The sequence below is a fragment of the Ureibacillus manganicus DSM 26584 genome (genome assembly GCF_000772945.1).
GTDB classification, from domain to species: Bacteria; Bacillota; Bacilli; order Bacillales_A; family Planococcaceae; genus Ureibacillus; species Ureibacillus manganicus.
The window spans coordinates 29970-55932 of sequence record NZ_JPVN01000012.1 but is presented as its reverse complement, the minus strand read 5'-3'; the positions used below and the strand labels follow the sequence as shown (position 1 = coordinate 55932).

The 25963-nt window shown below is 33.3% G+C and carries 29 protein-coding genes; 16 read left to right on the top strand and 13 right to left on the bottom strand.

Annotated features, from left to right (window positions below):
- Positions 1-208: 208 nt before the first annotated feature.
- Entirely contained in the window at positions 209-1267 is a 1059-nt protein-coding gene (locus CD29_RS10980) for an LLM class flavin-dependent oxidoreductase (RefSeq protein WP_036186558.1), read from the top strand.
- A gap of 126 nt (positions 1268-1393) precedes the next feature.
- On the opposite strand, the gene CD29_RS10975 is transcribed toward CD29_RS10980, so the two are convergent.
- Together CD29_RS10975 and proB are read right to left on the bottom strand one after the other, a co-directional pair.
- Positions 1394-2644, bottom strand: coding sequence for a glutamate-5-semialdehyde dehydrogenase (locus CD29_RS10975; RefSeq protein WP_036186814.1), 1251 nt, complete (start codon positions 2642-2644; stop codon positions 1394-1396).
- An 11-nt stretch (positions 2645-2655) separates the two neighbouring features.
- A complete protein-coding gene (proB, locus tag CD29_RS10970) occupies positions 2656-3762 on the bottom strand; it encodes a glutamate 5-kinase (RefSeq protein WP_036186811.1) in 1107 nt (368 codons plus the stop codon).
- A 685-nt stretch (positions 3763-4447) separates the two neighbouring features.
- Here proB and CD29_RS10965 point away from each other — a divergent pair.
- The 9 genes from CD29_RS10965 to CD29_RS10925 all read left to right on the top strand — a co-directional run bounded on the left by CD29_RS10965 (position 4448) and on the right by CD29_RS10925 (position 12848).
- Complete coding sequence (locus CD29_RS10965; RefSeq protein ID WP_036186555.1) at positions 4448-4831, top strand: VOC family protein; 384 nt, start codon at positions 4448-4450, stop codon at positions 4829-4831.
- Positions 4832-4977: 146 nt separating this feature from the next.
- Complete coding sequence (locus tag CD29_RS10960; RefSeq protein ID WP_036186553.1) at positions 4978-5649, top strand: GNAT family N-acetyltransferase; 672 nt, start codon at positions 4978-4980, stop codon at positions 5647-5649.
- Positions 5650-5737: 88 nt separating this feature from the next.
- Entirely contained in the window at positions 5738-6913 is a 1176-nt protein-coding gene (locus CD29_RS10955; RefSeq protein ID WP_211277459.1) for a rhomboid family intramembrane serine protease, read from the top strand.
- Positions 6914-7058: 145 nt separating this feature from the next.
- Positions 7059-8123 (top strand): branched-chain amino acid aminotransferase, encoded by a 1065-nt coding sequence (locus CD29_RS10950; RefSeq protein WP_197061758.1) that lies wholly within the window; start codon positions 7059-7061, stop codon positions 8121-8123.
- Between the two features lie 253 nt (positions 8124-8376).
- Entirely contained in the window at positions 8377-9147 is a 771-nt protein-coding gene (locus tag CD29_RS10945) for a gluconate 2-dehydrogenase subunit 3 family protein (RefSeq protein WP_036186547.1), read from the top strand.
- 16 nt (positions 9148-9163) lie between these two features.
- Positions 9164-10876 carry a GMC family oxidoreductase gene (locus CD29_RS10940; RefSeq protein WP_036186544.1) on the top strand — a complete coding sequence of 571 codons (1713 nt, stop codon included), beginning with the start codon at positions 9164-9166 and terminating at the stop codon, positions 10874-10876.
- Positions 10877-10895: 19 nt separating this feature from the next.
- Positions 10896-11108: a twin-arginine translocase TatA/TatE family subunit gene (gene tatA, locus CD29_RS10935; RefSeq protein WP_036186541.1), complete on the top strand. Its 213-nt coding sequence runs from the start codon at positions 10896-10898 to the stop codon at positions 11106-11108.
- 12 nt (positions 11109-11120) lie between these two features.
- Positions 11121-12002 carry a twin-arginine translocase subunit TatC gene (gene tatC, locus CD29_RS10930; protein WP_036186538.1) on the top strand — a complete coding sequence of 294 codons (882 nt, stop codon included), beginning with the start codon at positions 11121-11123 and terminating at the stop codon, positions 12000-12002.
- A gap of 60 nt (positions 12003-12062) precedes the next feature.
- Complete coding sequence (locus CD29_RS10925; protein WP_036186535.1) at positions 12063-12848, top strand: metallophosphoesterase; 786 nt, start codon at positions 12063-12065, stop codon at positions 12846-12848.
- Between the two features lie 317 nt (positions 12849-13165).
- Here the strand turns inward: CD29_RS10925 and CD29_RS10920 are convergent, their stop codons facing one another.
- From CD29_RS10920 to CD29_RS10915, 5 genes are all read right to left on the bottom strand, one after another.
- Positions 13166-14218, bottom strand: coding sequence for an MFS transporter (locus tag CD29_RS10920; RefSeq protein WP_036186532.1), 1053 nt, complete (start codon positions 14216-14218; stop codon positions 13166-13168).
- A gap of 169 nt (positions 14219-14387) precedes the next feature.
- Positions 14388-14552 carry an aspartyl-phosphate phosphatase Spo0E family protein gene (locus CD29_RS20010; protein WP_081976227.1) on the bottom strand — a complete coding sequence of 55 codons (165 nt, stop codon included), beginning with the start codon at positions 14550-14552 and terminating at the stop codon, positions 14388-14390.
- Between the two features lie 319 nt (positions 14553-14871).
- Positions 14872-14994, bottom strand: coding sequence for a hypothetical protein (locus CD29_RS20810; protein WP_268870987.1), 123 nt, complete (start codon positions 14992-14994; stop codon positions 14872-14874).
- Positions 14995-15082: 88 nt separating this feature from the next.
- Entirely contained in the window at positions 15083-15205 is a 123-nt protein-coding gene (locus CD29_RS20805; protein WP_268870986.1) for a hypothetical protein, read from the bottom strand.
- Between the two features lie 285 nt (positions 15206-15490).
- Positions 15491-16441 (bottom strand): NAD(P)-dependent alcohol dehydrogenase, encoded by a 951-nt coding sequence (locus CD29_RS10915; RefSeq protein WP_036186529.1) that lies wholly within the window; start codon positions 16439-16441, stop codon positions 15491-15493.
- Positions 16442-16738: 297 nt separating this feature from the next.
- On the opposite strand from CD29_RS10915, the gene CD29_RS10910 reads away from it, so the two are divergent.
- Positions 16739-17101 carry a DoxX family protein gene (locus CD29_RS10910; protein ID WP_036186526.1) on the top strand — a complete coding sequence of 121 codons (363 nt, stop codon included), beginning with the start codon at positions 16739-16741 and terminating at the stop codon, positions 17099-17101.
- Between the two features lie 43 nt (positions 17102-17144).
- Here CD29_RS10910 and CD29_RS20270 read toward each other — a convergent pair whose 3' ends face one another.
- Both CD29_RS20270 and CD29_RS20800 read right to left on the bottom strand, forming a co-directional pair.
- Positions 17145-17282 carry a hypothetical protein gene (locus CD29_RS20270; RefSeq protein WP_156111889.1) on the bottom strand — a complete coding sequence of 46 codons (138 nt, stop codon included), beginning with the start codon at positions 17280-17282 and terminating at the stop codon, positions 17145-17147.
- Positions 17283-17333: 51 nt separating this feature from the next.
- The gene (locus CD29_RS20800) at positions 17334-17456 is read right to left on the bottom strand and encodes a hypothetical protein (RefSeq protein ID WP_268870985.1); all 123 of its coding nucleotides are present in this window, start codon (positions 17454-17456) and stop codon (positions 17334-17336) included.
- Between the two features lie 318 nt (positions 17457-17774).
- Here CD29_RS20800 and CD29_RS10905 point away from each other — a divergent pair, with 318 nt between their 5' ends.
- Positions 17775-18185 (top strand): nuclear transport factor 2 family protein, encoded by a 411-nt coding sequence (locus CD29_RS10905; protein ID WP_036186523.1) that lies wholly within the window; start codon positions 17775-17777, stop codon positions 18183-18185.
- Between the two features lie 16 nt (positions 18186-18201).
- On the opposite strand, the gene CD29_RS10900 is transcribed toward CD29_RS10905, so the two are convergent.
- Positions 18202-18453 (bottom strand): hypothetical protein, encoded by a 252-nt coding sequence (locus CD29_RS10900; protein ID WP_036186520.1) that lies wholly within the window; start codon positions 18451-18453, stop codon positions 18202-18204.
- A gap of 189 nt (positions 18454-18642) precedes the next feature.
- Between CD29_RS10900 and CD29_RS10895 the strand changes: the two genes are divergently transcribed.
- Positions 18643-19092, top strand: coding sequence for an SRPBCC family protein (locus tag CD29_RS10895; protein WP_036186517.1), 450 nt, complete (start codon positions 18643-18645; stop codon positions 19090-19092).
- A gap of 49 nt (positions 19093-19141) precedes the next feature.
- Here the strand turns inward: CD29_RS10895 and CD29_RS10890 are convergent, their stop codons facing one another.
- The gene (locus CD29_RS10890; protein ID WP_036186514.1) at positions 19142-20518 is read right to left on the bottom strand and encodes a coiled-coil domain-containing protein; all 1377 of its coding nucleotides are present in this window, start codon (positions 20516-20518) and stop codon (positions 19142-19144) included.
- A gap of 242 nt (positions 20519-20760) precedes the next feature.
- On the opposite strand from CD29_RS10890, the gene CD29_RS10885 reads away from it, so the two are divergent.
- The 3 genes from CD29_RS10885 (at position 20761) to CD29_RS10875 (ending at position 24118) form a co-directional block, all read left to right on the top strand.
- Positions 20761-22278: a DEAD/DEAH box helicase gene (locus CD29_RS10885; protein WP_036186513.1), complete on the top strand. Its 1518-nt coding sequence runs from the start codon at positions 20761-20763 to the stop codon at positions 22276-22278.
- Positions 22279-22327: 49 nt separating this feature from the next.
- On the top strand, positions 22328-23113 hold the full coding sequence (locus tag CD29_RS10880) for a YqhG family protein (RefSeq protein ID WP_036186512.1): 786 nt from the start codon (positions 22328-22330) through the stop codon (positions 23111-23113).
- A gap of 177 nt (positions 23114-23290) precedes the next feature.
- Complete coding sequence (locus CD29_RS10875; RefSeq protein WP_052124120.1) at positions 23291-24118, top strand: carbonic anhydrase; 828 nt, start codon at positions 23291-23293, stop codon at positions 24116-24118.
- 35 nt (positions 24119-24153) lie between these two features.
- On the opposite strand, the gene cbpA is transcribed toward CD29_RS10875, so the two are convergent.
- Positions 24154-24792 carry a cyclic di-AMP binding protein CbpA gene (gene cbpA, locus CD29_RS10870; protein WP_036186510.1) on the bottom strand — a complete coding sequence of 213 codons (639 nt, stop codon included), beginning with the start codon at positions 24790-24792 and terminating at the stop codon, positions 24154-24156.
- 110 nt (positions 24793-24902) lie between these two features.
- Positions 24903-25961 (bottom strand): DegT/DnrJ/EryC1/StrS family aminotransferase, encoded by a 1059-nt coding sequence (locus CD29_RS10865; RefSeq protein WP_036186507.1) that lies wholly within the window; start codon positions 25959-25961, stop codon positions 24903-24905.
- Positions 25962-25963: the final 2 nt, after the last annotated feature.

Here is a 25963-nt window from a genome sequence, read left to right as displayed (position 1 = left end):
GATTGCGAAAATGGGAAAGCTTTCGCAATCAATTTTTATTTATTAAACCTTAATATCCTTTTATATTAATACAAAACAATGGGAATATTTAGGTCACAAACGTCTAATTATTTCAATCAAAGGTTGTATATTATAAATCTTGAATTCAAGATATAATGCTATTATTGTGAATTATTATTCAAAATTAAATAAAAGGGGAGTTTTAAAAATGGAAAAATATCGCATTAACCCGAAAAATGGTTTAGAGTTTGGCATTTATACTTTAGGAGATCATATGGCAAATCCCCATTCAAAAGAGCGCATTTCAGCGCAACAAAGGATTCAAGAAATTATTGAATTAGCTAAACTAGCAGAACAAGCAGGAATTGATTTTTTTAGTGTAGGGGAGAGTCACCAAGAATATTTCACAACTCAAGCACATTCCGTTGTATTATCGGCAATCGCTCAAGCGACGAATAATATCAAAATATCAAGTTCATCAACGATAGTTAGTACACTAGATCCTGTGCGTGTGTATGAGGACTTTGCAACAATTGACTTAATATCAAATGGACGTACTGAAATTATTGCTGGACGAGCCTCACGAGTTGGTTTATTTAGTTTATTAGGCTATGATCTTCGCAATTACGAAGAATTATTTGAAGAAAAGTTCGATCTCTTATTACAAATTAATAAAGAAGAAATCGTAAACTGGAGTGGGGAATTCCGTGCACCCTTAAAAGATGCTCAAATTCTACCTCGCCCCTTAAATGGCACACTTCCGATTTGGAGAGCTGTTGGTGGACCACCTGCCTCAGCAGTTAAAGCTGGACGAGCAGGAGTACCAATGATGATAGCTATGCTTGGTGGACCTGCAACGAGCTTTAAATATTCAATAGATGCATATCGTGAGTCACTTAAAGAAAATGGTTTTGATCCAAGTGAATTACCAGTTGCAACCGCTGGATTTTTCTATGCTGCTAAAACAACTCAAGATGCAATTAAAGAATATCATCCGCATATTGATGGAGGTATGAAATTATCAAACGGCCGTGGATTCCCAATGTATCAATTTGCTCAAGGTGCAGATCCTCAAAATGTAATGAATGTAGGAAGTCCGCAACAAATCATTGAAAAAATCCTTTATCAATATGAATTATTCGGGCATCAACGTTACATTGGTCAAATGGATTTTGGTGGTGTTCCATTCGATAAATTAATGAAAAACATTGAAATTATTGGAAATGAGATTTTACCTGCTATTAGAAAATATACAGCTAATCAATAATATTCTGACGGACGATTTTTAGAGTGAAGTTTAACTAACTAAGATTAATTAAAAATGCATTAGTTCCTATTCGTCCATTTTATAAAGAATAAAAAAAGGTGGGGATTATTCCCCACCACATTTTCATTAGTTACGAACTTGTCCATTCCCATAAACGAAATATTTTGAAGAAGTAAGGGCAGGCAATCCCATTGGTCCGCGAGCATGAAGTTTCTGTGTACTGATGCCAATCTCTGCACCATAACCAAATTCAAATCCATCAGTAAATCTTGTTGATGCATTATGATAAACTGCAGCTGCATCAACATTTTTTAAAAATGTTGCCGCATTTAACTCATCTTCAGTAATAATAGCCTCTGAATGTTTTGTACCATAATAATTAATATGGTTAATAGCATCCTCTACAGTTTCCACGACTTTAACGCTAATTGTTAAAGTTAAAAATTCCGAAGCGAAATCTTCCTCAGTGGCTTTAACAGCATTAGGTAGAACAGCACAAATATGTTCATCACCAACGATTGTAATACCTGAGTCCTGTAAACGTTTCAAGAGTTGAACACCATTTTGGTTAAACCATTCCCGATGAACTAATAAACTTTCCACTGCGTTACATACAGATGGACGTTGGGTTTTAGCGTTGATGATAATATTTTGTGCCATATCAAATTGACCAGATTCATCGACAAAAATATGACAGTTACCTGCACCAGTTTCTAATACTGGTACTGTAGACTCTTTCACAACAAGGTCAATTAATTTCTTGCTTCCTCGTGGAATTAACACGTCCAAATAGTCATTTAATTGGAATAATTCACTTGCTGTTTCATGACTCGTATCTTCAATTAATTGAACAGCAGTTAGTGGAATAGATGTATTTTCTAATGCTCTGTGAATTGATTGTACTAGTGCTTTGTTCGAATATTTTGCTGAAGAACTACCTCTTAAAATTACAGCATTTCCTGTTTTTAAACAAAGGGATGCCGCGTCAACTGTCACATTTGGTCGAGCCTCATAGATCATACCAATTACTCCAAGAGGTACTCTCTGCTTTTCTATTTTTAATCCGTTCTCTTTTTGAATTGTTTCAAGAATTTCACCAACAGGATCCTTTAATGCAATTAATTCTTCAACAGAATTAGCCATCGATGTAATTCGTGATTCATTTAATAGAATGCGGTCAAGAACAGAATCTGTTAAGCCTTTCTCTTTTCCAGACGAAAGATCTTTTTTATTTGCTTCAATGATTTCAGTTTGGTCTTTTAGTAATTGTTCGGCTATTTTAAGAAGGGCATGGTTTTTTTCATCAGTAGTTTTTATATTTAATATAGTACTCGCTTTTTTTGCAAGTCTTCCTTTTAATCGAACTTCACTTTCCATTATTTGATTTGTCATTTCGATTCCTCCTCCAGTTTTATTCTTACCCAGTTATTACGGTGAATGACTTCAATAGGTTTTGACAAATTTTTCTCTGTACGTTTTCCTAAGGCAAAGGTTAACTCTTCACTAGAATAATGGACTTCACCACGACCAAGAAGTATATCTTTGCAGTAAACTTCTACAACATCTCCAGCAGTGAATTCTCCTTCTACTTCACAAACACCAGCAGGTAATAAGCTTTTCCCTTTGTCTAGTAAAGCAATTTTTGCACCTTCGTCGATGAAAATCTTACCTGAAACTTCAGTAAATGAAATCCATTGTTTGTTGTTTGGCATTGTAGAAGAATGATTTTTGCTAATATAAGTACCGTCGCCATTACCTTTTAAAATATCGATTAATTTATTTGCACCTGTTCCCTTACCGATAAATACCGTTACGCCTGAATTGAGAGCTGTTTGTGCTGCTAGAAGTTTAGATTGCATACCTCCTGTGCCTACTTTCGATCCACTACCAGCTGCTTTAGATAGTATTTCCTCTGTAATGTCCGAAAGATGGTTTATACGCTGTGCATTCGGATTTTTATTAGGATTGTCGTTATAATAGCCATTAATATCTGTTAGAATTATTAGTTGGTCTGCATGGACGAGCCCACTTACTAAAGCGGATAGCATATCATTATCCCCAAATGTTAGCTCTGCGATGGACACAGTATCATTTTCATTAATAATCGGTATAATTGATCTTTCTAATAGCTCTGTAAAAGTTGCATAGGCATTTTTATAGCGCTCTTTTTTAGAAAAGTCAGTACGTGTAAGTAAAATTTGTGCTGTAATCATTTCATATTCTTGGAACCCCATAGCATATTGCTGAATAAGTAAACTTTGCCCAACAGCAGCTGCTGCTTGTTTTCCTTTAAGAGTAATTGGTCTTGAAGGATAGCCAAGTTTTCGAAAACCAGCTGCAACAGCTCCAGATGAAACAAGTAATACTTCATGCCCTTGACGTTTTAGTGCTGCGATTGCATCTATATGATCTTGTAGTTTTTCATGGTCAATTTCACCTTTAGAATTCGTGAGGGAACTACTTCCAATTTTCACGACAATCCGTTGCTTTTTTATCATCTTCTTGCCTCCTAAAATAATAAAAAACCTCTTTTCTCCCTATAACAATAGGGCGAAAAGAGGTCGATTGACTTCCGCGGTACCACCTAAATTGGATTACATTAATCCCACTTTAAACTCTCATTAACGCTAGAGTAAGGCGTCTAGTTTTGCTAGAAGCTAGCGAAGTAGGTTCTGTAGATTCTAAGGTACGATGTTTTTCAGCCTAGAACGATCGCTCTCTGTTCATTGAATGACTACATACTATTCTTCGATACGCTTGTATAATATATTTCCATTAAATATGACCGATTTTTTCAAAATTGTCAATATAGTTATGATAATATTTCGATAACTTCTGCAAAGCTCTTAATGTAATCATATTCCTCTGAAATGGATTTTTAGGTTCAATAATAAGGATTATACCAATTATCTGTGTTTAATTTATCATTTACAAAATTACGAAAGTTTAATCTTCTAAAATGTATTCATATATAATAATTTAAGAAAAGTCTCCATCTAATTGGAAAGAAGAATTATAGAATGTCATTTGAGTCATTTATAAAAAATTTTAGAAAAATACCTAATGGAGTTAAGAACACCTTCAGTTTTTCAGTCTTCTGAATATTATAAAAAGGTTAAGTGTGATACCATATTGCTAAAGATTATCTTTTAATATATAAATAGCGAAAGGAAGGTTAACATGGGGATTAAGAAAATCGAGCATACTGCCATTATTGTAAAGAATTTAGAAGAATCCATTGAGTTTTACGTGAACCTATTAAACTTTCAATTGAGAACGACAGCGAACACTGGCAAACGCAAAATTGCATTTCTTTCCATTATCGGTCATCCAGAGGTGGAAATTGAGCTCATTGAAGAACTGGAAGAAAAAGAGAGCCCATATGTAAACGGTGTAATCGATCATATCGCATTTGCTGTAGAAGATATCGAAGAAATGATTAATGAATTACAAGACAAAGGTGTTCCATTTTTAAATGATAAGCCAAGTCTTACAGCTTTCGGGAAAAAAACAATTATGTGTAAGGGCATCAATGGAGAACTATTGCAATTCATTGAAGTGTAACGTTTACGTTATTTAGAAAAATAGCTTCATATATGAACAATAAGAAATAATGCTAAATAGAAGGATTTGTCTTTCTATTATCGAAATTATAATATAAATTATTCTACTACAAAATGATTTTTATAGATGTAAAGGAGACAAAGGTTATGCAATATATTCGTATTACTAATATCGAGGATCCGCTTTTTGCAAAAATGCACACTCTTTTAGGGGAAGTTTTCCCACCAGAGGAAGTTTTAGAATTTGAGCTTTGGAAAGAGCCATTAGAAGATCCAGGAATTCGTGTATTTGTTGCAGTACATAATGATGAAGTTGTTGGTGCAACAGAATATCGTTATTACCCACCATGGAATATTGCAATGACGGATTTTACAATTATCGGAAGACCTGGCTTATCAATCGGTCGTTTTTTAGCAAAAAATCGTGAGCAGGATTTGCATTTACTAGCTGAGCAAAATGGAAAAACATTATTTGGCATGTTTGCTGAAATTTATGACCCATATGTTCGAGAAGATTTTGACTTTGGTGGCGTTAAGCCAATGAATCCATTTGTGCGTAGAGAAGTCTTGTCACATTTAGGGTATAAAAAACTTAATTTTAACTATGTTCACCCATCTTGGAAAAATGATGGGGAAGCAGTCAAAGGTCTTGATTTCTGCTTTATGCCATTAGATGAAACTGTTACAGAAATACCTTCATCTTTAATTACAGATTTTCTAAAAGATTATTACTCTGTACTATCCAATAAGCCTGCTGAATGGATTGATATGATAGAGAATCTTGAAAAGGAAGAAAGAGTAACATTGTTACCTCTTTAATAGGAAAATGCGCTTTGTTTTTCATGAAAGAAATTCAAAGCGTATTTTTAAATTGGACAAAAGCCAAATCATTTGGAGTGATTTTAAAGTGATATATGAAAGTAGTTGGAAAACATATGTGAGACGTTTCCCTGCCACATCAATTATTATACTTGCATTAATTGTTCTCCACATATTAACGCACGTATACGGGAAAGGTGCAACTGACTTTGAAACGGCGAGACAATTTGGTGCCATGCAATCGAATAACAAAGAATGGACCGAATTTCCTTATTTATTAACATCGACATACCAACATATCGGTGGAGTGTTACATTTGGCTAGTAATCTAATCGCTCTTTACATTATTTCTCCCTTCATCGAACGTGTATTTGGAACGATAAGGTTTGTCATTTTGTTTAATCTAACTGGGTTTTTCGGTGGTCTAGTAACTTTACTTTTTACGACGGATCTTACGAGTAGTGGTGCATCTAGCGCGGTATTTGGATTTTTAGGGATTTATATTGCGTTAATGGTAAAACAACATCCACTTTTAACGAAGGAAATTGCCTATCCAATGGTTGTTATTACGGCAGTTAATATTATTTCAACTTTCTTAATTCCTGGGATTTCGATAACTGGACATTTAGGTGGGTTGCTTGCTGGAATGCTACTTGGTATGTGGATTCCTGCTTCAAAAACATTAATAAAAGAAGGATTTTTCATAAGCTTTTTTAAAACAATTATTACAACTGGGATCATATTTGCTATTCTTTTGATTCCTCAAAATGTGATTAAAAGTCATAGTTTTATCGATGTGGCTACACAAGTTGGATTAGGTGATTATGTTACTGGAAAGAAAAAAGTTGCCCTATTTAACCTTCATAGAGACCCCGTTTTAGATGAGTTGAATTGGATGATTGAACAATATAATGAAAAATCAGTACCTCTTTTTAATGGTTTAGTCGAAGATTATAACAACGGTATTAATATAGATCACCCTACAGCCCAACAAGAGGCAATTACAGAAAAAATAGCAATCCTTGAAGAAAATATAGAGATTATTCATAACCACTCTAGTATTAATGAAACAAATCAAGTCCAAAATCAACTGCTAATAATGAATGAAAAGTTGCTTGAAGCTGCAAAACATGCACAAAAGACATTAGAAACGATGACGCCTTATGAAAGTAATGCATTCCTTTCAAAAATGCAAGAAGTAGAAGATGCATATAATCAGTTTCATCAAATGTTAGAAGAATTAAGAGATGATTATGAATATTAGTGCAATTCTAAGGTAGAGAAAAGTCTATTTAGCTAGTATAATAGTAAGAATAGCGTACTATTCAAACAAGTTGCATAGATTGCAAGTATTGGCTGAATTCGCAATTAAAAATTCAGAACATTCTTATTACAATGGAGGCATTTCAATGCTAGATATTCGCACAGAGTTAACAACAAATCCAAAAGAAAAACCAGCAGTAGATGAATTAGGCTTTGGTCATTATTTTACAGACCATATGTTCATTGTAGAATATACAGAAGGTAAAGGCTGGCATGATGCTAAAATAACTCAGTACCAACCAATTCCGATGTATCCTTCTTCTATGGTATTCCATTATGGTCAATCTGTATTTGAAGGCTTAAAAGCATATAAAACAGTTGATGGTGAAGTATTATTATTCCGCCCAGATCGAAACTTTGCACGTTTAAACAAATCAAATGAACGTTTAGTGATTCCTGCTATTGATGAGGAATTTGCACTAGAAGCATTGAAACAACTAGTATCGATTGACCGTGATTGGGTACCAAATGCACTAGGGACTTCTTTATACATACGTCCATTCATCATTGCTACAGAAGCAAACCTAGGGGTACATCCATCTAAAAACTATAAGTTCATTATTATTATGTCACCATCTGGTTCTTACTATAAAGGGGGTATTAACCCTGTTAAAATTATGGTTGAACAACAGTTTGTGCGCGCGGTAAAAGGTGGTACGGGTGAAGCAAAAACTGGTGGCAACTATGCAAGTGCTCTAAAAGGGCAAGAAATTGCAGAAAAAGAAGGCTACGCTCAAACTCTTTGGTTAGACGGGAAAGAAAATAAATATGTCGAAGAAGTTGGCAGTATGAACATCTTCTTTAAAATCAATGGCACTGTAATTACACCTGAATTAAATGGTAGTATTTTAGCTGGTATTACTCGTGACTCAATGATTCAAGTACTAAAATCTAAAAACGTTCCAGTTGAGGAACGCCGCATCTCAATTAATGAAATTGTTGAAGCATCTCATAACGGAACGCTAGAAGAAGTGTTCGGTACAGGAACTGCTGCAGTAATCTCTCCAGTAGGTGAGTTAAAATACCTTGATGAGAAACTAATCATTAATGATGGTAAAATCGGTGAAGTTTCACAAATGCTTTATGATACTTTAACTGGAATTCAAAACGGTACAATTGAAGATACTTTTGGCTGGACTATTAAACTTTAATGAATTAAACACAAACCTAAATTGAACTACACCCCAATTGTTAGACACATCTAACAATGGAGGTGTAGTTTTTTTATGGAAAAAACAAAAAGAAGGAAAAAATCGATTTAAATATTATATTTATTGATTCATATTTTGCAAGTAGAGTTTTGTGTAAATTATTTTATACAAGTTTCGCATAATATTGTTTAATTTGTTAAATTATTCCCAATACTTTTAGAAGCTAAAAATTAACTACTTTGGAGGCTTCAACATGGTAAATGAAAAAAAAGGCGTATCTCGCCGTGACTTCATGAAAACAACAGGGATTGCAACTGGTACTTTAATTGGAGGCGGGATTATAGGTGGACTTGTTGGTTACAATGTAAACCGCGATAAGGGCACTACCAATACAACTGGTAACCAAAAGGGAAATAATAGTAGCGGACAGACAGCAGACCATCCAGTTAATGTTGGTCTTAAGTTTTTCTCCACTATGACTGCATTTAACGTTCTTTCTCAAGCGACTGAACGTATATTCCCAGAAGATGATATAGGACCAGGTGCAATTGGATTAGGTGTTCCATATTTTATTGATAACCAATTGGCTGGTGCCTATGGAATGAACGCGAAAGAATACATGCAAGGCCCATTTGCAGATGGTGCAACTACTCAGGGGTATCAAAGTAGGCTAACTCGTGCTGAAATCTTTACCCAAGGAATTGCTAAATTGGATGAAGAAGCCCGTACTCGATATCAAATGGGTTTTGCCGAATTAGAACCAGAGCAAATGGATGAAATACTTACAGCGTTTCAAAAAGGCGAAGTAGAAATGTTGGCAGTAACGTCAGATTTCTTCTTTAAACTTCTTCGTCAAGCAACACTTGAGGGAGCTTATGCTGATCCTATCTATAGTGGAAATCAAAACATGGAAGGTTGGAAAATGAAAGGATTCCCAGGACATCAGATGAGTTATATCGCACAAATCGAAAACGAAGAGTTTCAAAAAATTGAGCCACAGTCAATTAGCAGTATGACGCATTAATTGGAGGAATAAAATTATGGCTACTACTTTAGATAAAGTTGATGTTGTAACAGTCGGTGTTGGTTGGTTAGGTGGAATCATTGGTGCAGAATGTTCAAAAGCGGGCTTAAAAGTACGTGGATTAGAGCGTGGAGCAAAACGAGGAACAGAAGATTTCTTTATGGCTCATGATGAATTTCGTTATGCAATTCGTTATGAGTTATTCCAAAATTTATCAAAAGAAACAATAACATTTCGTAATACTAGAAAAATGAATGCACTTCCAATGCGTATGATGGGATCATTCTTATTAGGAGAAGGTTTGGGTGGAGCTGGTACACACTGGAATGGTCATAATTGGCGCTTCTTACCATACGATTTTCAAATCAAATCAATGACAGATGAAAAATATGGTGCTAACAAACTTGGTAGCGACTACCAACTTCAAGATTGGGGTGTCACTTACGATGAGCTTGAACCATATTTCACTAAATTTGAATATACAGCCGGAATTTCAGGAGAAGATAATAATCCGTTTTGGGGAAAAAGATCAAAACCTTTCCCAACACCACCTATGAAAAAAACACCTATTTTACAACGTTTTGAAAAAGCAGCGACAAATCTCGGCTATCATCCTTTCATGATGCCATCTGCAAACCTTTCTGAATCCTATACAAATCCAGACGGTTCAACGATAGCAGCTTGTCAATACTGTGGATTCTGTGAACGTTTCGGTTGTGAGTATGGAGCGAAATCCTCCGCTGAAATAACAGTTATTCCAACAGCATTGGAGACAGGTAATTATGATATCCGTTTCCACTCAAACGTAGTTGAAGTACTAAAACAAGGAGATAAAGTTACAGGAGTTCGTTTTATCGACACAGTTACTGGTGAAGAGTTTATTCAACCTGCTGAAATTGTAGTTTTAACATCTTATGTTTTGAATAATGCAAAACTGCTGATGGTGTCTAATATAGGAGAGCAGTATAATCCTGATACAGGAAGAGGTACACTCGGAAGAAATTACTGTTACCAAATTTTACCTAGCGCTACAGGCTTCTTTGATGAACAATTTAATACCTTTATGGGTGCTGGTGCATTGGGAATGACAATTGACGATTACAATGGTGATTCTTTTGACCATTCAAACCTTGATTTTATCCATGGTGCAAGTCTAACGATCACTCAAACTGGTCAGCGTCCAATTCAGTTTAATCCAGTTCCACCTGATACTCCTGCATGGGGTGCTGAATTTAAAAAGGCATCAATTCACTATTATACAAGAACATTAAACATTGGAGGACAAGGGGCATCTATGCCACATAAGGAAAACTTTATGTCACTTGACCCGAATTATAAAGATGCTTACGGGGTGCCATTATTGCAGATAACTTACAATTTTACAGAACAAGATCGGAACCTTCATAAATACCTTTCAGAGAAGACTGCTGAAATTATGAAGGAAATGGGCGCAAAAACTGTGGTTGCAGCAAATCCTCTAACCGATTATGATATTGTCCCTTATCAAACGACTCATAATACTGGTGGAACTGTTATGGGGAACGACCCAGCGATTAGTGTAGTGAATCCGTGGTTGCAACATTGGGATGCAGAAAATCTATTCGTTGTAGGAGCAGGGAACTTTGCACACAATGGTGGCTATAACCCTACTGGAACTGCTGGAGCACTAGCTTACCGTTGTGCAGAAGGGATTATTAATTACAGTAAAACTGGTGGCAGTCTTGTCTAAATAATAGGAGGAATTTATTATGGGTGGTTTTGGTTCTATTGGTGTTCCAGGGTTAATCATAATTTTAGTCATTGTGCTAATTGTTTTTGGTCCTAAGAAGTTACCTGAAATTGGTGGAGCTGTAGGTAAGACGTTATCCGAATTCAAAAAGTCAGCTCGCGAAGCCATTGCAGATGATGAGGACGATAAGAAAACTGTTTTAAAGGAAGTAAAAAAGACCGAAGATGCATAGTAGGTGATTGAAATGGATCCTTATGGATACAACAATTTAAGTCCTTTGGATAAGAAAAAAAAGAAGGAATCAGAACTCTTGGCCGATGAGACTGATGAGAATATAGAGCCAGAAGAAATGATTGAAAAAGAAGAAAGTGCTATTAACTTTGATACAACAAACAAAATGAAAGAACCCAATGAATCATGGTTTGACCATATAGTTGATTTACGGAAGCAGCTCATAAAAAGTTCGATTGTTTTTGTAACACTTTTCGTTACGGTTTTTTCAACAATTAATTTTTGGTTTCCTTATATATCTAGGGGACATAGCCTAGTCATTCTTGGTCCCCTAGAAGTAATTAAATCCTATACTTCTATTTCGATTACGTTATCATTAGGTCTATCCTTACCTTTTATTTGTAATTTTCTTTGGCAATTTGCAAAGCCTGGTCTTTATGAAAAAGAGCAGAAGTTTATCGGACTTTACTCACCAATCATGCTTCTTCTATTTCTTTTTGGACTCGCCTTTGGATACTTTGTAGTGAATCCAATGAGTTACCAGTTTTTAATTAGTCTAGGTGAAATGAATTTTGATATTATGATCACTGCTACTGACTATATAAATTTTCTCATTATGACGACAGTTCCAATTGGTTTACTATTTGAATTGCCTATTGTTGCTTTATTTCTTTCATCCATCGGAATTCTAACATCAAATTCGATGAAAAACGTCAGGAAATGGTCTTATATTAGTATGGCTGTAGTTTCTGCTCTAATAACACCACCTGACTTTATTAGTCAATTATTAATTTTATTTCCGATGATTGGTTTATATGAAATAAGCATTTATATCGTTCGAAAAGTAGAGGTTAAGCGGGCATCTAACTTAAGATTAACCGAAAAAGCACACTAGTAGTGGTGTGCTTTTTCGTTTGAATATGGTCTATTAGAATGATGAAAGGAGTAAAAACAATTGAAAATTGAAATTAGTAAAGGTGTAGATATTATTGGTGACATACATGCATGTTTCGACGAATTTCTCGAAATGTTAGTGAAGCTTGGCTATATAGAGGGGGAGGATGGCCTTTTTCGACATCCAGAAGGGCGAACGTTGGTGTCATTAGGAGATGTGATGAGTAGAGGGCCACAATCGCTGCGTTGTATGGAATTTTTTCTAAACCATGTTAACGCAAGACTGGCTTATATGACTGACAGCAATCATGGTTGGAAAATAGCTAGATGGTTAGATGGAAGGAAAGTTCAGCTTAGACATGGCGATGAACTAGTTGAACAGGAATTTTTAGAATACGAAAAGATAAATGATCCAAAAAAGACTAAAGAATTTAAAAGACAGCTAAAAGAATTATTGATGAATGCACCTTCCCATTATATTTTACAAGAATCCAATGTTGATAAAATTGTCTGTACCCATGCAGGAATTAAAGGCGAATATATTGGAAAGGAAAACTCACGAATTAAAGATTTCTGCAGATATGGTGATGTCGCTGGAACCGATCAAAATGGTAAGCCTATAAGGAAAGACTGGTTTATTAATCATAACAATGACTTATTAATTATTTGGGGACATGATCCAAAACGAGAACCAATGACCATAAATAACACTATCAATATCGATCAAGGATTAGTGTTTGGCGGAAAATTAACGACTTATCGATATCCTGAAAATGAATTTGTTTTTGTACCTGCAAAGAAAAATTACTCAGGTAAAGAAGGAAACGATAATCCAATACAAAAATAACTAGTTATTGAGAAGCAGGTGTAGAAATATCAAAGGATTTTTTCTGCACCTGTTTTTCCTAATACTGCATTTCGTATAAAAATTTTTATAATATAAGGAAAAAAATTCAATAAACTTGTAACTTATTTCAATAAACTATGTCTAATGAAATGTAGGTACTTAGGAACTATTTTGAAAATTGTTTCGTAAGTTATATTTCATTATTTTTTATGGAAATTGATAAAATGAAACCGAAAAATATAAATCCACTAAAAACAGAAAATGCAATCAAAGCAGTTCCTATTTGCATAATGTAATTAGCTAATAATGGGCCTACACTAGCTCCAATAAATAAAATAAATGCTAAATAGTACTGCAGTACCTTTTTGATCACCGGCATGATAACTGATTAGCATAATATTGATAGGAACTAATAGTGCAATTCCTGCAATAAAAATAATACTAAAAATAGTAACGAAGGTAGGGATTGAACTTAAACCCATTAACAACAACGCTAGAGAGGAAAATACCAGGCTTATACGAAAAGTTTGATATACTCCAAATCTCTTTGTTATTAAACTTGTGAAAAATGTAACTACTATTCCAATTAAGCCAGAACTGCGTACTAATAATATACTATCTTCAGAAAAATTAAATGGAGATGAGGAAAGATATTTACCTAAGATTGTATACATGCCAATTAACGAAAAGAGCAATAAAAAGGTAATAGAAAATGAAAATAACAGTTCTTTTCTACGAAAAAGCAGTTTTATTTCAGAAAACTTTGAAAAAATGGATTTTTTATGTTTAATCTTTTTTATTATGGGTAAATAGGTAATAGAAGTAATTGTAAGAACAAAGTAAATGATACCTAGTATAAGAAAAATCGCTTGCCAACCTAAGTAATAATCTACTAACGTCGCAAATATTTGAGATAGGACACTTGCCACAAGAAAACCGGATGTGATAAAACCAATAGCAGTCAAACGTTTTTCAGGTGGAAATAATTCTGCAACATACACTAATGATATTGGTACAAATGCTGCAGCCCCAATGGCTTGTAGTATTCTTAAAACAATAAAGGTAGGGTAATGGTCTACAAAGCTAATAATAAATGTAATGATGCATAAAACAATAATTCCTGAAATTAAAAAAATGTTTCTACCGTAGTGATCTGAATATGGTCCATAAATTAAACAACAGATACCATAACATAAAGAAAAGGAACTACCAATCCAAATAGCTTGTGTTTCAGAAATTGAAAAAAAGTTTATGAAAGAATTCGTCAAAGGTATGGGGATATACATACACATTAAAATAAACAATCCAGAAATGGTCAAAAGAAAGGTAATTAAAGAATAGCGTGGTTGACGAAATTTTCTTGTTGTCATGACGCGCTCCCAATTTGCAAATATGTTTTACATATTTAATATATTAAACTATCAAAGAAAAGGTTAAAAACCCAGTTAGTAGACTTAATCTAACATAACTGGGCTCTATCATATATTTATATGTAATAGATCTATATAATTCACTCCACTTAATTTTAATTATGAAGAATTACGCTACTTTATGGGAATATACATTGAGTAAAGCATCTAACTCTTGACTACAAGTAACCGTTTCTGGATGTGTAAAACCTAAGTCATGTGCCTTTTTGTACATATCTTTTCTTTTCATTTCAATTGCTACTTTTAAAACTTTTTTAAATAAAAAGTCTTTCATTATTTCTTTCCTCCGTCTAGTATTTTTCATCTTTTAGTAGGGGCAAATCTCTTAAAGCTCTATCATTGTATAATAGAAAATATGAAAAATTTGTCGGATTGTGCATGAAAAAGCATTGTTCACAAATTTGTCACAATTTAGTGTTTAAATTGTTCATAATTTGTATTTTAATTTGAAGAAAATGACAAAAAAAGGGTACGTAATAGAAGAATTGTGTAGAATGGAGTAAAAAAGGGGTTTTTAGTTATTCGGTCGAGTCGAAAAATGAAAGGGAAATGGTACAAAAAAGAGCATCAACGTATTGATGCTCACTAGTAAATTACTTTGTATAAGATAAAATTGCACTATGTTTAAAGATTTCTAATAATTTTGTCGCTTCTTCCTGTTGAACAAACTCAAATATTCGATAAGAATTTTGTTCGAATACAGTTACAACCCACATGTATAAAACCTCCAATATTTTCTTCTCTATCATCAAACAGTACTTACTGTAAATTCCATAGTTACTAGCGTTCAATCATTAAGTAAATTTATTTAGTATAAGATAAGATTGCTGAACCTTTAAAGCTTGCCATGACTAAAGTAGCTTCATTCATTTCCTCAAATTCAAACATTCGAAAAGAATCTTGCTCGAAAACTGTCACAACCCACATTGTAGGATCTCCTCTCAAATATAATCTGTTGTTATATAACAATCAATTAATTGTTGTATTGTAAATTACATTGTTATATATCAACTAAATCCATTGTATACCTAATAATGGTAAAAATAAATAGATAGTGAAATAATTCACATATTATTCAATTTGTTAACGATTTCACAAAATCATTTGCAAACTGCATGCATATTTAGGTTTAATGTTAGGAATTAGGGGTATTTAATAATAATGGGTATATAACTACAAAAAACCATTCAATGGTTGAATGGTTTCAAATTGTTATAATGTGATGAGTACCTTTCCTTGCGCATGACCTTCTTCGAAGTATTTCATTGCCTCTTTTAGTTCTTGAAAAGTAAATCTTTGATCTATAACTGATTTTAGTTGACCGGCCTCAAACAGATTTTTAATAAAATTCAAATCTTCTTGTTTGTGTGATTGTAAGAAAATCGACACCTTTTTATTTCCAATTGAACGGAAGATTGCTTGAGACATTTGCTTTGGGGAACCACCAACGTGGATAAACTTCCCACTTGTTTTCAATGCTTTTAAATACACTCCAATTGGCAAATATCCATTGACACCAAGTATTAAATCATACGTATTTTCTTCAGAAAAGCTCTCTTTCTTATAATCTATTACATGATCGGCACCTAAAGATTTAATGATTTCAACATTTCTTGTACTACATACTGCTGTCACTTCCGCACCTAATGCTTTTGCAATTTGTACGGCATAAGTACCAACACCACCTGAGGCTCCATAGATTAGTACTTTTTGGCCTTCTTTAATATTTCCTTTTTGCCTGAGTGCTTGTAGGGCAGTGGTAGCTGCCATTGGTAAAGCAGCCGCTTCTTCAAACGTACTATTTTTTGGTTTAAGCGAGATTGCATTCTCTGGTACTGCTACAAATTCTGCAAATCCACCCCAACCGCTACTCGATAAATCTCCGAATACTTCATCACCAACTTGAAACTGTTTAACATTTTTTCCAATCGCAACAACTGTTCCTGCAATATCTCCACCAGGAATTTTAAATTTTGGTTTTGTTAAACCAAATACAAAACGTGCCGCAAAAGGTTTTCCTCGTAAGAGTACGATATTACCATAGTTTATAGATGTTGCATGAACTTTAACTAAAACTTGATTGTCATTACAATTGGGTCTTTCAACCTCTTTCAATTCTAAAACATCCGGTGAACCATATTGATTTGAAATATAGGCTTTCATTATCTTCCTCCTCGTCATACGTTCCTTTGACGTCAATTCGTGATGAAAAAGATCCTCCCATTAAATATATACAAAATGTTGTTGTAAGAGTTATGTGATTAAAAATAATTGTGGTTTGTAAAAAGTCATATTGAAAATTATTCTTGTCTAAGACTTGAAGATTGCCGTAAAACATCTTTAAACTTACTCCCAAAATTGAGAGATATGAATACTCTATATAGACGATTATATTAGTGATTCGCAGTTAATTAAGCAAATTCAATATTTGAATCATTCAATGACAAGGGGGAAGCCTGCATGAATGTTGTGCTGTGGATTTTTCAAATTACATTAATGTTAATGTTTATGATGGACGGTGTACTGAAGGCTTTTCAATATCCGATAGCAAGAGCGAATATACCTTGGGTAAGAGATGTTCCGCAGGGGTTAGTTGTGTTCATTGGAATTATTGAAATTATTGCAGCTTTTGGATTAGTTTTACCAATCATTTTTGAGAGTTTAACAATGATAGCGCAAATTGCAGCTTCTGTATTAGTAATACTTATGTTGTTTAACATATTCTTTCATTTCAATCGTAAAGAATATAAAGACGTAAAAGTTAGTTGTATATTCTTATTCATCGCGTTATTCATCACAGTTGGTCGAATTTTTTTCAATTAATAAAAGAGACGCCTGATATTTTACGGCGTCTCTCTTTTTGTCATTATGCAACTAATGATAAAGTTGTGAATGTAATGATTGATGGAAACTCTGTATTTTCTTGAGCTTCTTGTGCTTCCTCTTTCGTTTCATATTCGAAAAAATGGTAAGTGTCTTGTTTAAAAACTGTTAGTACCCACATGGACAATTGCCTCCTGTAATTAAGCTTACTTTTATCTTGCTATTTCTGTCTTTAGTTTGTATATGATAAAATGGCAGATCCTTTGTAACCAAGCAGAATTTTTGTTGCTTCTTCTTTTTTAGTAAACTTAAAGATTCGAACTGAACTTTTTTCAAATACTGTTACAACCCACATTAGGATCGCCTCCATACAGTTTATTATTTTTGTTATAGAACACTGACACATAAATGTATTGTTATTAATTGTGTTATATATCAACCTTGAGACCATTGTACACCCAATCAACATAAAAGAAAATAGATAGTGATACAATTCACATATTGTTCAAAAATCTATTTTCAATTTTTGACAATGAAGAGAATTATATTAAACAATAAAACATTGAACTAAAAAAAATAAATATGTATTAGAATTTTTTTGAAAAATAGAATAGTAATTTTCTGAAAATTAAGATATAGTATTCGATAGATATTTTTAGTAAAAGGAGCACACATGGTACAAAATGAAATAAAAGTAAACGTTCAAAAAGATGTTGGAGATTCTCCACTCATCAATTTTTTAATAGATTTAAACATTCAAATGTCAAATCGAAATATGCAATTTTTCTTTGATCATATTACCGAAGACATTCGATGGCACATTATAGGGTTACAAACATTGAAGGGGAAGGAAAAAGTAATAGATTTTATGGAGGAGGTAGGAAATTTGCCTGTCAAAGAATTATTTATACAATCCATTATTTCACATGGAACAGCTGGAGCCGTCAATGCAGCTGTAACACTTTCTAATCATGAGAAATGTGAATATTGTAGTGTATATACTTTTACGAATGACGAGCAAAATATACAAATTAAAGAAATTACTACTTACTTTCAAAAATACATTGAAATAACTGATATGTAAGTAGAATATACATTAGCTACTTCATATCACTTTTTTTCATTTTTTTCATTTCTTTCATTTCTTCTTTTAAATAATGAATTTCTTTTTCTAAGTCATTAATTTTATGATTGAATTGTTTCTCTATCTTTTTATGTGCTCTCATTTTTTCCACAGCGAGAAGAGAGCCGCCGATAGCTTGAATAAATTCGCCAAGTGAAGATATAAATCCACCAGCTACAAGGAATTTTGCACCAGTGCCATGGTGGTCATTATGTTCGTTTTTCGACATCTTTTTACACCTCATTCCTTATTTCACTTCATAGTTTATGTGTTTCACTAAGGATTACTTTGGCAAACGCACACCTTGTAACAAAAGGAGAACTAATAAATTGGTAACTCACTGTAAGAGTGAAATTATGGAAAGTTAAATCTCAACAAAGTATGATGAAATTAGAAGTAATAGTTTGGGGGATACCAATTGAAAACATGGACTAAAGATATTGAAATAAACGCAAACATAGAGGAAATATGGAGGTTTTTTGACGGTAATTTAGAAGATATGCAAAAGATTATGCCTCAGGTAGTTAGTAATGAACCAATTCATATAACTGATGATAAAATTGGCACAATTTATCGTCAAGGCTACAAAGAAGGTAAAAAAGTGGTGGTGTACGATGTAAAGGTGCTTGAATATAAAAATACTCCAGAAGAAAAACAATTGAAAATTACATTCAACCTTGCAAATATGTTTGATATTACTGCAGCATATGAATTGAAAAAAATCGATGATCACCAAACGTACTTTAAATATACGACATCAAACAAGCCTTTAAAATGGTTTATAAAAATTATGCTAAAACTATCAAAGTCCGATAAAGTTGTCGTCCAGTTTGTTGAAAGAGTAAAAAATATAGCTGAAATGAATTAAAAATAGGCAGAATCCAATTAAGGATTCTGCCTTTTGTATGTTATGTGTTTCAAACATCCATATTTTTTATAAGCTCTTGAGTTGCACGAAAAGAATTTGATTCTAGTTGCTTTTTCAATATATTCATATCTGTTTCAATTTGCAAAATCTTCGGTACAATATGATTCAATGGCGTCAGTAAAGTAGAGTTTTTGATTGTATGTCCTTTAATTGTATCGATTTCATCGTATACTCTTTCTAGATTTTCATGAAGTCGGTCAATATAATTTTTCAACAAATTAATGCGATTACTGTATTTTTCAATTTGAGTTGTGATGGGTTGTAAATCCTGTTGGCTAGTGTTAATTGAATCCTTTATAGCACGGTCAAAATCTTGCCATTTAGTAATGTTTTCTTTTAACTCAGATTGAGAATTTGTAATATCGAACACACTGTTATTTAATTCGATATTAGATACTTGTAATTCTGCAACTGCATTTTGTAAATTGTTTTGTGAAGATTGAATTTCTTGAACAGATAGATTTGTAATACTTTGTGCAGCTTGAAGCTCAAAAATTGAATTTTTTACACCATCAATTGAATCCTGTATTGTTCCAAAAGTATTTTTAAGTTCATCTATAGCTGGCAGTTCAATATGTGTAGATTTAGATTCATTTGTCATATAGGTTAATTCGCTAAACGATTGTTTCAATTCTACTTGTGACGTTTTTACTTCATCTACATTCGACTTTATTATACTCTGTGAGTTTTGTAGATCTGTAACTTTGTTATTTATTTGAGTGATAGAATTTTTCACTCCATCAATTGAGCTCTGTAAACTACTAAAAGAAGTTTTAAGTTCATTGATGGCAGTTAAATCAACTTCAGTAGTAATAGTTTCACTAGTCATAGAAGTAATATCGTTAAATGATTGTTTCAATTCTACTTGTGATGTTTTCATTTCATCTACATTTGACTTCATCATAATATGTGAAGTTTGTAATTCTGTCACTTTGCTATTCATTTGATTAATTGATTTTTGTACATCTGAGATTGAGGCCTTTGTGTCATCAATCTTATCTGTTATTATTCGATCCTTCGTCTCGCGATTCATTAGCGTTGACTTTATAACAGTCATTTCAGAATATAATTCAGAAATAGACGAACTAATAACATTTTGAGTAGATTTCAAAAGGGCTAATGTTTGGTTTAAATGATTATTTTGCGATTCCAAAGAAGGGGATTCTGTTCTACTATCAAGTGATTGAATTTGAGCACTTGGTTCGAAGCTTTGGCCTTGTAATGACTCTAATACTTGTATTGATTGCTTCATATTATAATGTGAAGATTGTAATTCTTGAATTGAAGAGTTCATAATACTTTGTGATTGTTCAATACTATCCATTTTCCTCAATATTTCTTCTAACAATTCTCTTTTTGTTGGCACAAAAATTACCTCCTCTTAGTTTCACGTATTGAAATCGCTGCATTTGTAAGTAAATTCTACCACAATATTCCTATCCTATATATAGTCTATTCATCTATCATGTAGAACTTTACTAGATTTGAGAAATTTTTAAAAAATTTAATAAAGTATTTTCTTTCTTTATAAATCTCAAAAAGTAAATTGTGAACATATGTTTCTCTATTTTGGACAAAATAAGTTAGAGAAATTGTGAGGTGACGAAAATGAATATCGAAAGGTCGTCCAATTGGAGAGAAGATTTTAACAAACGACTTGAGGAAAATGGTCCTTGGGATAGTTGGTCATTATACAAAATGAGTTATGAAATAGAAAAAATGAATTTAATCCCTGAGTTTTCAGGGTTACAAGCACCTAAATTTTTAACTAATTTAATGTTTTTACCTCATCAAATGGAGGCAGCTCAAACAGTCATTGAAAAAATGAATGGCAAAGCCATTTTAGCTGATGAGGTTGGACTTGGAAAAACCATTGAAGCAGGGTTGATTATGAAAGAATATATGATTCGTGGTTTAGTGAAGAAAGCACTAATATTAGTTCCAGCCTCGCTGCAAAACCAGTGGGTCACAGAACTTAACGTTCGTTTTTTCATCCCAGCAATCCCATATAGAAAGAATACCCCGTTAGATCAATATGATGTGGTCATTATGAGTATGGATACTGCGAAGAAAAGCCCTCATAGAGAAAAAATTTATGAGCAAGATTATGACATGATTATTATTGATGAGGCACATAAGTTAAAAAACCATAAAACACAAATTTATGAATTTGTGCAAAGTTTAAAGAAGAAGTTTTGCTTATTACTTACCGCAACTCCAATTCAAAATGATGTATTTGAAATATTTTACCTTGTTTCATTGTTAAAACCAGGCCATTTAGGGAATTTTGAATCGTTCCAATCTTCTTTTTCAGCAACAAAACACACTTTAAAAGAGGAGAAATATTTAAAAGAGCTTGTGAATCAAGTAATGGTGCGAAATCGAAGACAGGATACAGGAATTGAATGGACAAGTCGTAAAGTTCAAACAATCCCAGTCATATTTACTGAAGGTGAACGTGAAATTTACGATATGATTTTCGATTTAAAAAATGTTTCATCCGTTTTTAAAAGCTCCTTTACAATGGTGACGTTACTGAAGGAAATGTGTAGTAGTAAAGAAGCGACATTTTTAACACTTAATAAAATGCTAGAAAAGTGTATTACAAAAGAAGAAACCGATTATATCGAAAGTATTATTGCAAAAATGATGACTTTAGAAGTCAACTCAAAAGCTGAAAAAGTGCTTGAAATTATTGAAGCTGCTAACGATAAAGTTCTTATTTTTACTGAATATCGAGCAACACAAGCATATTTACAGTGGTATTTATATACTAAAGGCATTTCAAGTAGCCTCTTTAACGGGAAGTTTAGTAAGAGTAAGCGAGATTGGGTAAAGCAATTATTTAGAGAAAGGGATCAAGTACTAATCGCAACTGAATCTGGAGGTGAGGGGATTAACCTTCAGTTTTGTCATCATGTTATTAACTACGACTTGCCATGGAATCCGATGAAAATTGAACAAAGAATAGGGCGTGTTCATCGACTTGGCCAAGAACACGATGTTCATATTTATAATTTAGCGATAGAAGATACGATTGAACAGAAAATATTAGATTTGTTGGGCGATAAAATCGATGTCTTCGAAAAGGTTGTTGGTGATCTTGATGCCATTTTGGCAACGTAAGTATTTTCTATATCAGTATTGAAACTATGTTTACGAGGAGATGAAGTTAATGTTTGCTACCCAAGTTCATGATTATTTACGCACCTTTTTTCGTGAAACAAAATGTGAAATAGAATCTGATGAAGGGCATATAATGACGGTTCAGTTGACGATAGATATAGATAAAAAAATTATGAATCGGCCGTTTTACTGGCAATATGTTGAAACGACAGGCATGCCTTCGAATCCAGCAAGATTAACGTTAATTACAGACAGAAGCAAAATTGAAAATCAGTTTATGGGGGAAATGATCCATTTTGGCTCAAGGCGATTAAACCAAATATTTAAAGCGACGAAAGAGCTCGGGGCATTTGTTAAAATGTATCAAAGTGTTCCGATTGTTGAAAATGGAAATCGTCCAACATTAATGCCTTATTTTTGTGTAAATTACAAAATTTCTTATTATTGTGACCAAACGAAAGAAAAACTATATTCTTTGGGCATTAACTTGGTCAATGGTAACATACAGGACCATTTTCACGAATCTATTTTCGAGCTCGAGTTACAAAACGAACAACCGGAAAATATATTTTGTTTGCCATATATTATTAAACCTCATAGAGGATTAGAAAGATTAGATGAAATGATTCAATCAATTGTTCAAAATGATGATCATACATGGGCACATGAGGCAAATATGAGATGGGAAAAAGAGCAAGAAGTATTAGATTACTTCTATGAAGGTGTGGAAGAAAAGCCAGAATGCTATGAAATCGAAAAAAAAGCATTAAAAGAGCGGTTCAATCCAAGAATTAAAGTCGAAATAATTAATGGAGGATTGTTTTATTTACTTTAGCGTTTCTAGCAAGGTTGTCAATTTTCAATTGGCAACCTTTTTATTTTCAAAGTAAAACCTCCCTATTTATATAGTGGTACATATTTTTTGGTTAAAAAGGAGCAAGTTTCGTTAAGATTAGATATTTTTGGATAATTTAGTAATACATCGTGAATTTACATCGAAGGAGGTTAAGTTTTGAGTAGAACTAAATTTTATTTAATTTTATTATCTGTACAAATTGTTGTTGCAATTATAGTCTATGTATCATTGAGTGACGTTCCCTCTGAAGAAATACAGCAAGAAAATAAAGAAGGTGTTGCAAAACAAGTATACTGGACTTACGAGGATGAAAATGGACCTAAAGAATGGGTAAGTATTGATCCATCTTATTATGCTTGTGGAGGAGGGTATGAACAATCACCAATAAACATTGATAAAAATAGTGTTTGGGAAGAACGAAGTTTTGAAAAGATAGAAATCAATTATAAACCAACGAAGTTTTTAGTTGAAAATAATGGATATACCATTGAAGTTAAGGATCCATCAGGAAAAAATTCACTAACGATAGATGGAGAAGAATTCACACTTGTTCAAATCCATTTTCATTTACCAAGTGAACACCAATTAAATGGTCAAACTTATAATATGGAAGGACATCTTGTTCATGAGGCAAAAGATGGCAAACAAGCAGTTATTGGATTTTTTATCAAAGAAGGAAAGGTTAATACAGACTTAGTTGATTTATGGGCACTTTTACCCGAACATATAACGAGTCAACCAATCGAGGTGAACCGTTCAATCGACTTAAACGAAGTGTTACCTGAAGATAAAAGTGTATTTCAATACAGTGGATCATTAACAACTCCACCTTGTACTGAAGGTGTAACATGGATTCTTTTTGAAAAACCTGTTGAAATGTCGGCAATTCAAATTGAAGCTTTTGCAGAAATTTACTCACATAATAATCGACCTATTCAACAATTAAATGACAGAAAAATTTATAAATTTAACTTGGATAATTAATAAAAACGGCCACTCTTAGGAGTGGCTTGAATTTTTTAGAAATTTTCTTTATCAAACACTTCCACATCAATAATACGAGTGCCTATTTTATGGAGTAGTGTTTCGATTTCTTTCACTGTCTTACTAGTTGCACCTTTACTAAGTGTAACAATTACTCTCCTTAAATACCATTCGTTATCATCTAGTGAAAAGACGCAGTGTATTGGGTGTTTTTTCTTTATTTCAGTTAGTGCTTTCGCTAGTATCCCGTCGGTTTCAGGGAAAGCAAGAGTTAATGCGCAACTTCCTGTTTTATAACCCCAAGCCTGTTCTAAAATTTCGAAAATTTTGGAGTGAGTAAGTATCCCTGCAAATAATCCATTCTCATCATTCACTGCTAAGTAAGGCAATTGTTTAATAGAGAAAAATACTTGATAAAAAGAACTTTCTTCACTAATAAATCCATCTTGGTCAGTTAGTAAATTTGAGATAGATACATCTTCATCATGTTCTAGTTGATGCTCAAGAATGTCCACTTTATATGCATTTCCAACAAACTTTTCTAAAGCTTCATCTAATACTGGAATGCAGCGATAGCCAGAATCATTCAATTTTGCTAAGACAACGGAAGCAGGATCTGTTACTTTACAATAAACAACTTCATCTTTTAACAAATATCTTTGTTTAACGATCATCTTATTCTTCCTTTCATAAAAGAATCTGCCACAACTTAATTGAAAAGTAGGGCAGAATTCTAGTAAGCTATTCAACTATATGCCGAAATTTTACCAACTATGCATTTAAATTACAATATATTTTTTGTGATTTCCAAAATTAATTTTACTTCCACATCTTTTAATGTTGGATAGATTGGAAGGGAGACAAGATTTTGTGTCCAATGATATGCATTTGTATACATATTTTTTGGCCCTAAAAGCTCCCATTCTTGCAGAGGGATTACCGAGGTAATATTGTTTAGTCGTAGCGCGGTAATAAGTTCGTTTTGTTTTGTTGTTTGTATAATTGCTCTAAACCGAACAGGTGTAATATTTGGTGGACCATCTAGTAATGGTAATCCTGCTTCTTTATATTGTTGATAGATTTCTTCTCTACGTTTGATAAAGGAAGGGAATTGTCTTATTTGTGCAATACCAATTGCTGCTTGTAGGTCTGTCATTTGGAAGTTAAAGCGTAATTTCTCATCACTTCTTTTATCAAACAAACGATAGTCTTTTATTTCCTGTATGATGGCTGGGTCTTTTGCTATAATCATGCCACCTTGGCCGCCACTGGTCATTAGTTTAGTGGCAAAAAAAGAAAAGACACCAAGATCACCTTGAAGTCCAGTGTACTTTTCATTTACTCTGGCACCAAGAGATTGTGCACAGTCTTCGATTGTTAATAATTGTTGCAGATTGTATGGAATTTCTTGAGGAATTCCATACATATGTGGAATGATTGCAATTGATGCATGTTTAGGTACTTGTTCGATATTCATATTAGGAGATTGAGACTGACTATCTACTAAAGCATGGTTCCCACCTACTAAACCGACTGCATTACGAAGTGCTGAACAAGTATAGGCAGGATAAGCTACAGTTCGATTTTTTGCACCATTAACTAACAAAGAAAGATATAATGCTGCTGTGCCACTAGAAACGGCTACTGCACAATCTTCTGGAATTTCTAAAAACTCACAAAATTCACGTTCAAAGGTTTCAACAGCACTTCCTTGTGCGAGCCAACCTGAACGAAGAATATTAATGGCGAATTTTTCCTCTGATTTGCCCAAGGTAGGTCGATTATGTGGGATGGGGTCTCGACATATCCAGTTTTCGTTTGATCCTTTTCCTATGATGCTCATGC

Bases quoted from the DNA above. Each gene is read 5' to 3' on its own strand.
- CD29_RS10980 (WP_036186558.1), top strand. From the start codon at position 209: ATGGAAAAATATCGCATTAACCCGAAAAATGGTTTAGAGTTTGGCATT.
- CD29_RS10975 (WP_036186814.1), bottom strand. From the start codon at position 2,644: ATGGAAAGTGAAGTTCGATTAAAAGGAAGACTTGCAAAAAAAGCGAGT.
- CD29_RS10965 (WP_036186555.1), top strand. From the start codon at position 4,448: ATGGGGATTAAGAAAATCGAGCATACTGCCATTATTGTAAAGAATTTA.
- CD29_RS10960 (WP_036186553.1), top strand. From the start codon at position 4,978: ATGCAATATATTCGTATTACTAATATCGAGGATCCGCTTTTTGCAAAA.
- CD29_RS10950 (WP_197061758.1), top strand. From the start codon at position 7,059: ATGCTAGATATTCGCACAGAGTTAACAACAAATCCAAAAGAAAAACCA.
- CD29_RS10945 (WP_036186547.1), top strand. From the start codon at position 8,377: ATGGTAAATGAAAAAAAAGGCGTATCTCGCCGTGACTTCATGAAAACA.
- CD29_RS10940 (WP_036186544.1), top strand. From the start codon at position 9,164: ATGGCTACTACTTTAGATAAAGTTGATGTTGTAACAGTCGGTGTTGGT.
- tatA (WP_036186541.1), top strand. From the start codon at position 10,896: ATGGGTGGTTTTGGTTCTATTGGTGTTCCAGGGTTAATCATAATTTTA.
- tatC (WP_036186538.1), top strand. From the start codon at position 11,121: ATGGATCCTTATGGATACAACAATTTAAGTCCTTTGGATAAGAAAAAA.
- CD29_RS10920 (WP_036186532.1), bottom strand. From the start codon at position 14,218: ATGACAACAAGAAAATTTCGTCAACCACGCTATTCTTTAATTACCTTT.
- CD29_RS20010 (WP_081976227.1), bottom strand. From the start codon at position 14,552: ATGAAAGACTTTTTATTTAAAAAAGTTTTAAAAGTAGCAATTGAAATG.
- CD29_RS20810 (WP_268870987.1), bottom strand. From the start codon at position 14,994: ATGTGGGTTGTAACTGTATTCGAACAAAATTCTTATCGAATATTTGAG.
- CD29_RS20805 (WP_268870986.1), bottom strand. From the start codon at position 15,205: ATGTGGGTTGTGACAGTTTTCGAGCAAGATTCTTTTCGAATGTTTGAA.
- CD29_RS10915 (WP_036186529.1), bottom strand. From the start codon at position 16,441: ATGAAAGCCTATATTTCAAATCAATATGGTTCACCGGATGTTTTAGAA.
- CD29_RS10910 (WP_036186526.1), top strand. From the start codon at position 16,739: ATGAATGTTGTGCTGTGGATTTTTCAAATTACATTAATGTTAATGTTT.
- CD29_RS20270 (WP_156111889.1), bottom strand. From the start codon at position 17,282: ATGTGGGTACTAACAGTTTTTAAACAAGACACTTACCATTTTTTCGAA.
- CD29_RS20800 (WP_268870985.1), bottom strand. From the start codon at position 17,456: ATGTGGGTTGTAACAGTATTTGAAAAAAGTTCAGTTCGAATCTTTAAG.
- CD29_RS10905 (WP_036186523.1), top strand. From the start codon at position 17,775: ATGGTACAAAATGAAATAAAAGTAAACGTTCAAAAAGATGTTGGAGAT.
- CD29_RS10900 (WP_036186520.1), bottom strand. From the start codon at position 18,453: ATGTCGAAAAACGAACATAATGACCACCATGGCACTGGTGCAAAATTC.
- CD29_RS10885 (WP_036186513.1), top strand. From the start codon at position 20,761: ATGAATATCGAAAGGTCGTCCAATTGGAGAGAAGATTTTAACAAACGA.
- CD29_RS10880 (WP_036186512.1), top strand. From the start codon at position 22,328: ATGTTTGCTACCCAAGTTCATGATTATTTACGCACCTTTTTTCGTGAA.
- cbpA (WP_036186510.1), bottom strand. From the start codon at position 24,792: ATGATCGTTAAACAAAGATATTTGTTAAAAGATGAAGTTGTTTATTGT.
- CD29_RS10865 (WP_036186507.1), bottom strand. From the start codon at position 25,961: ATGAGCATCATAGGAAAAGGATCAAACGAAAACTGGATATGTCGAGAC.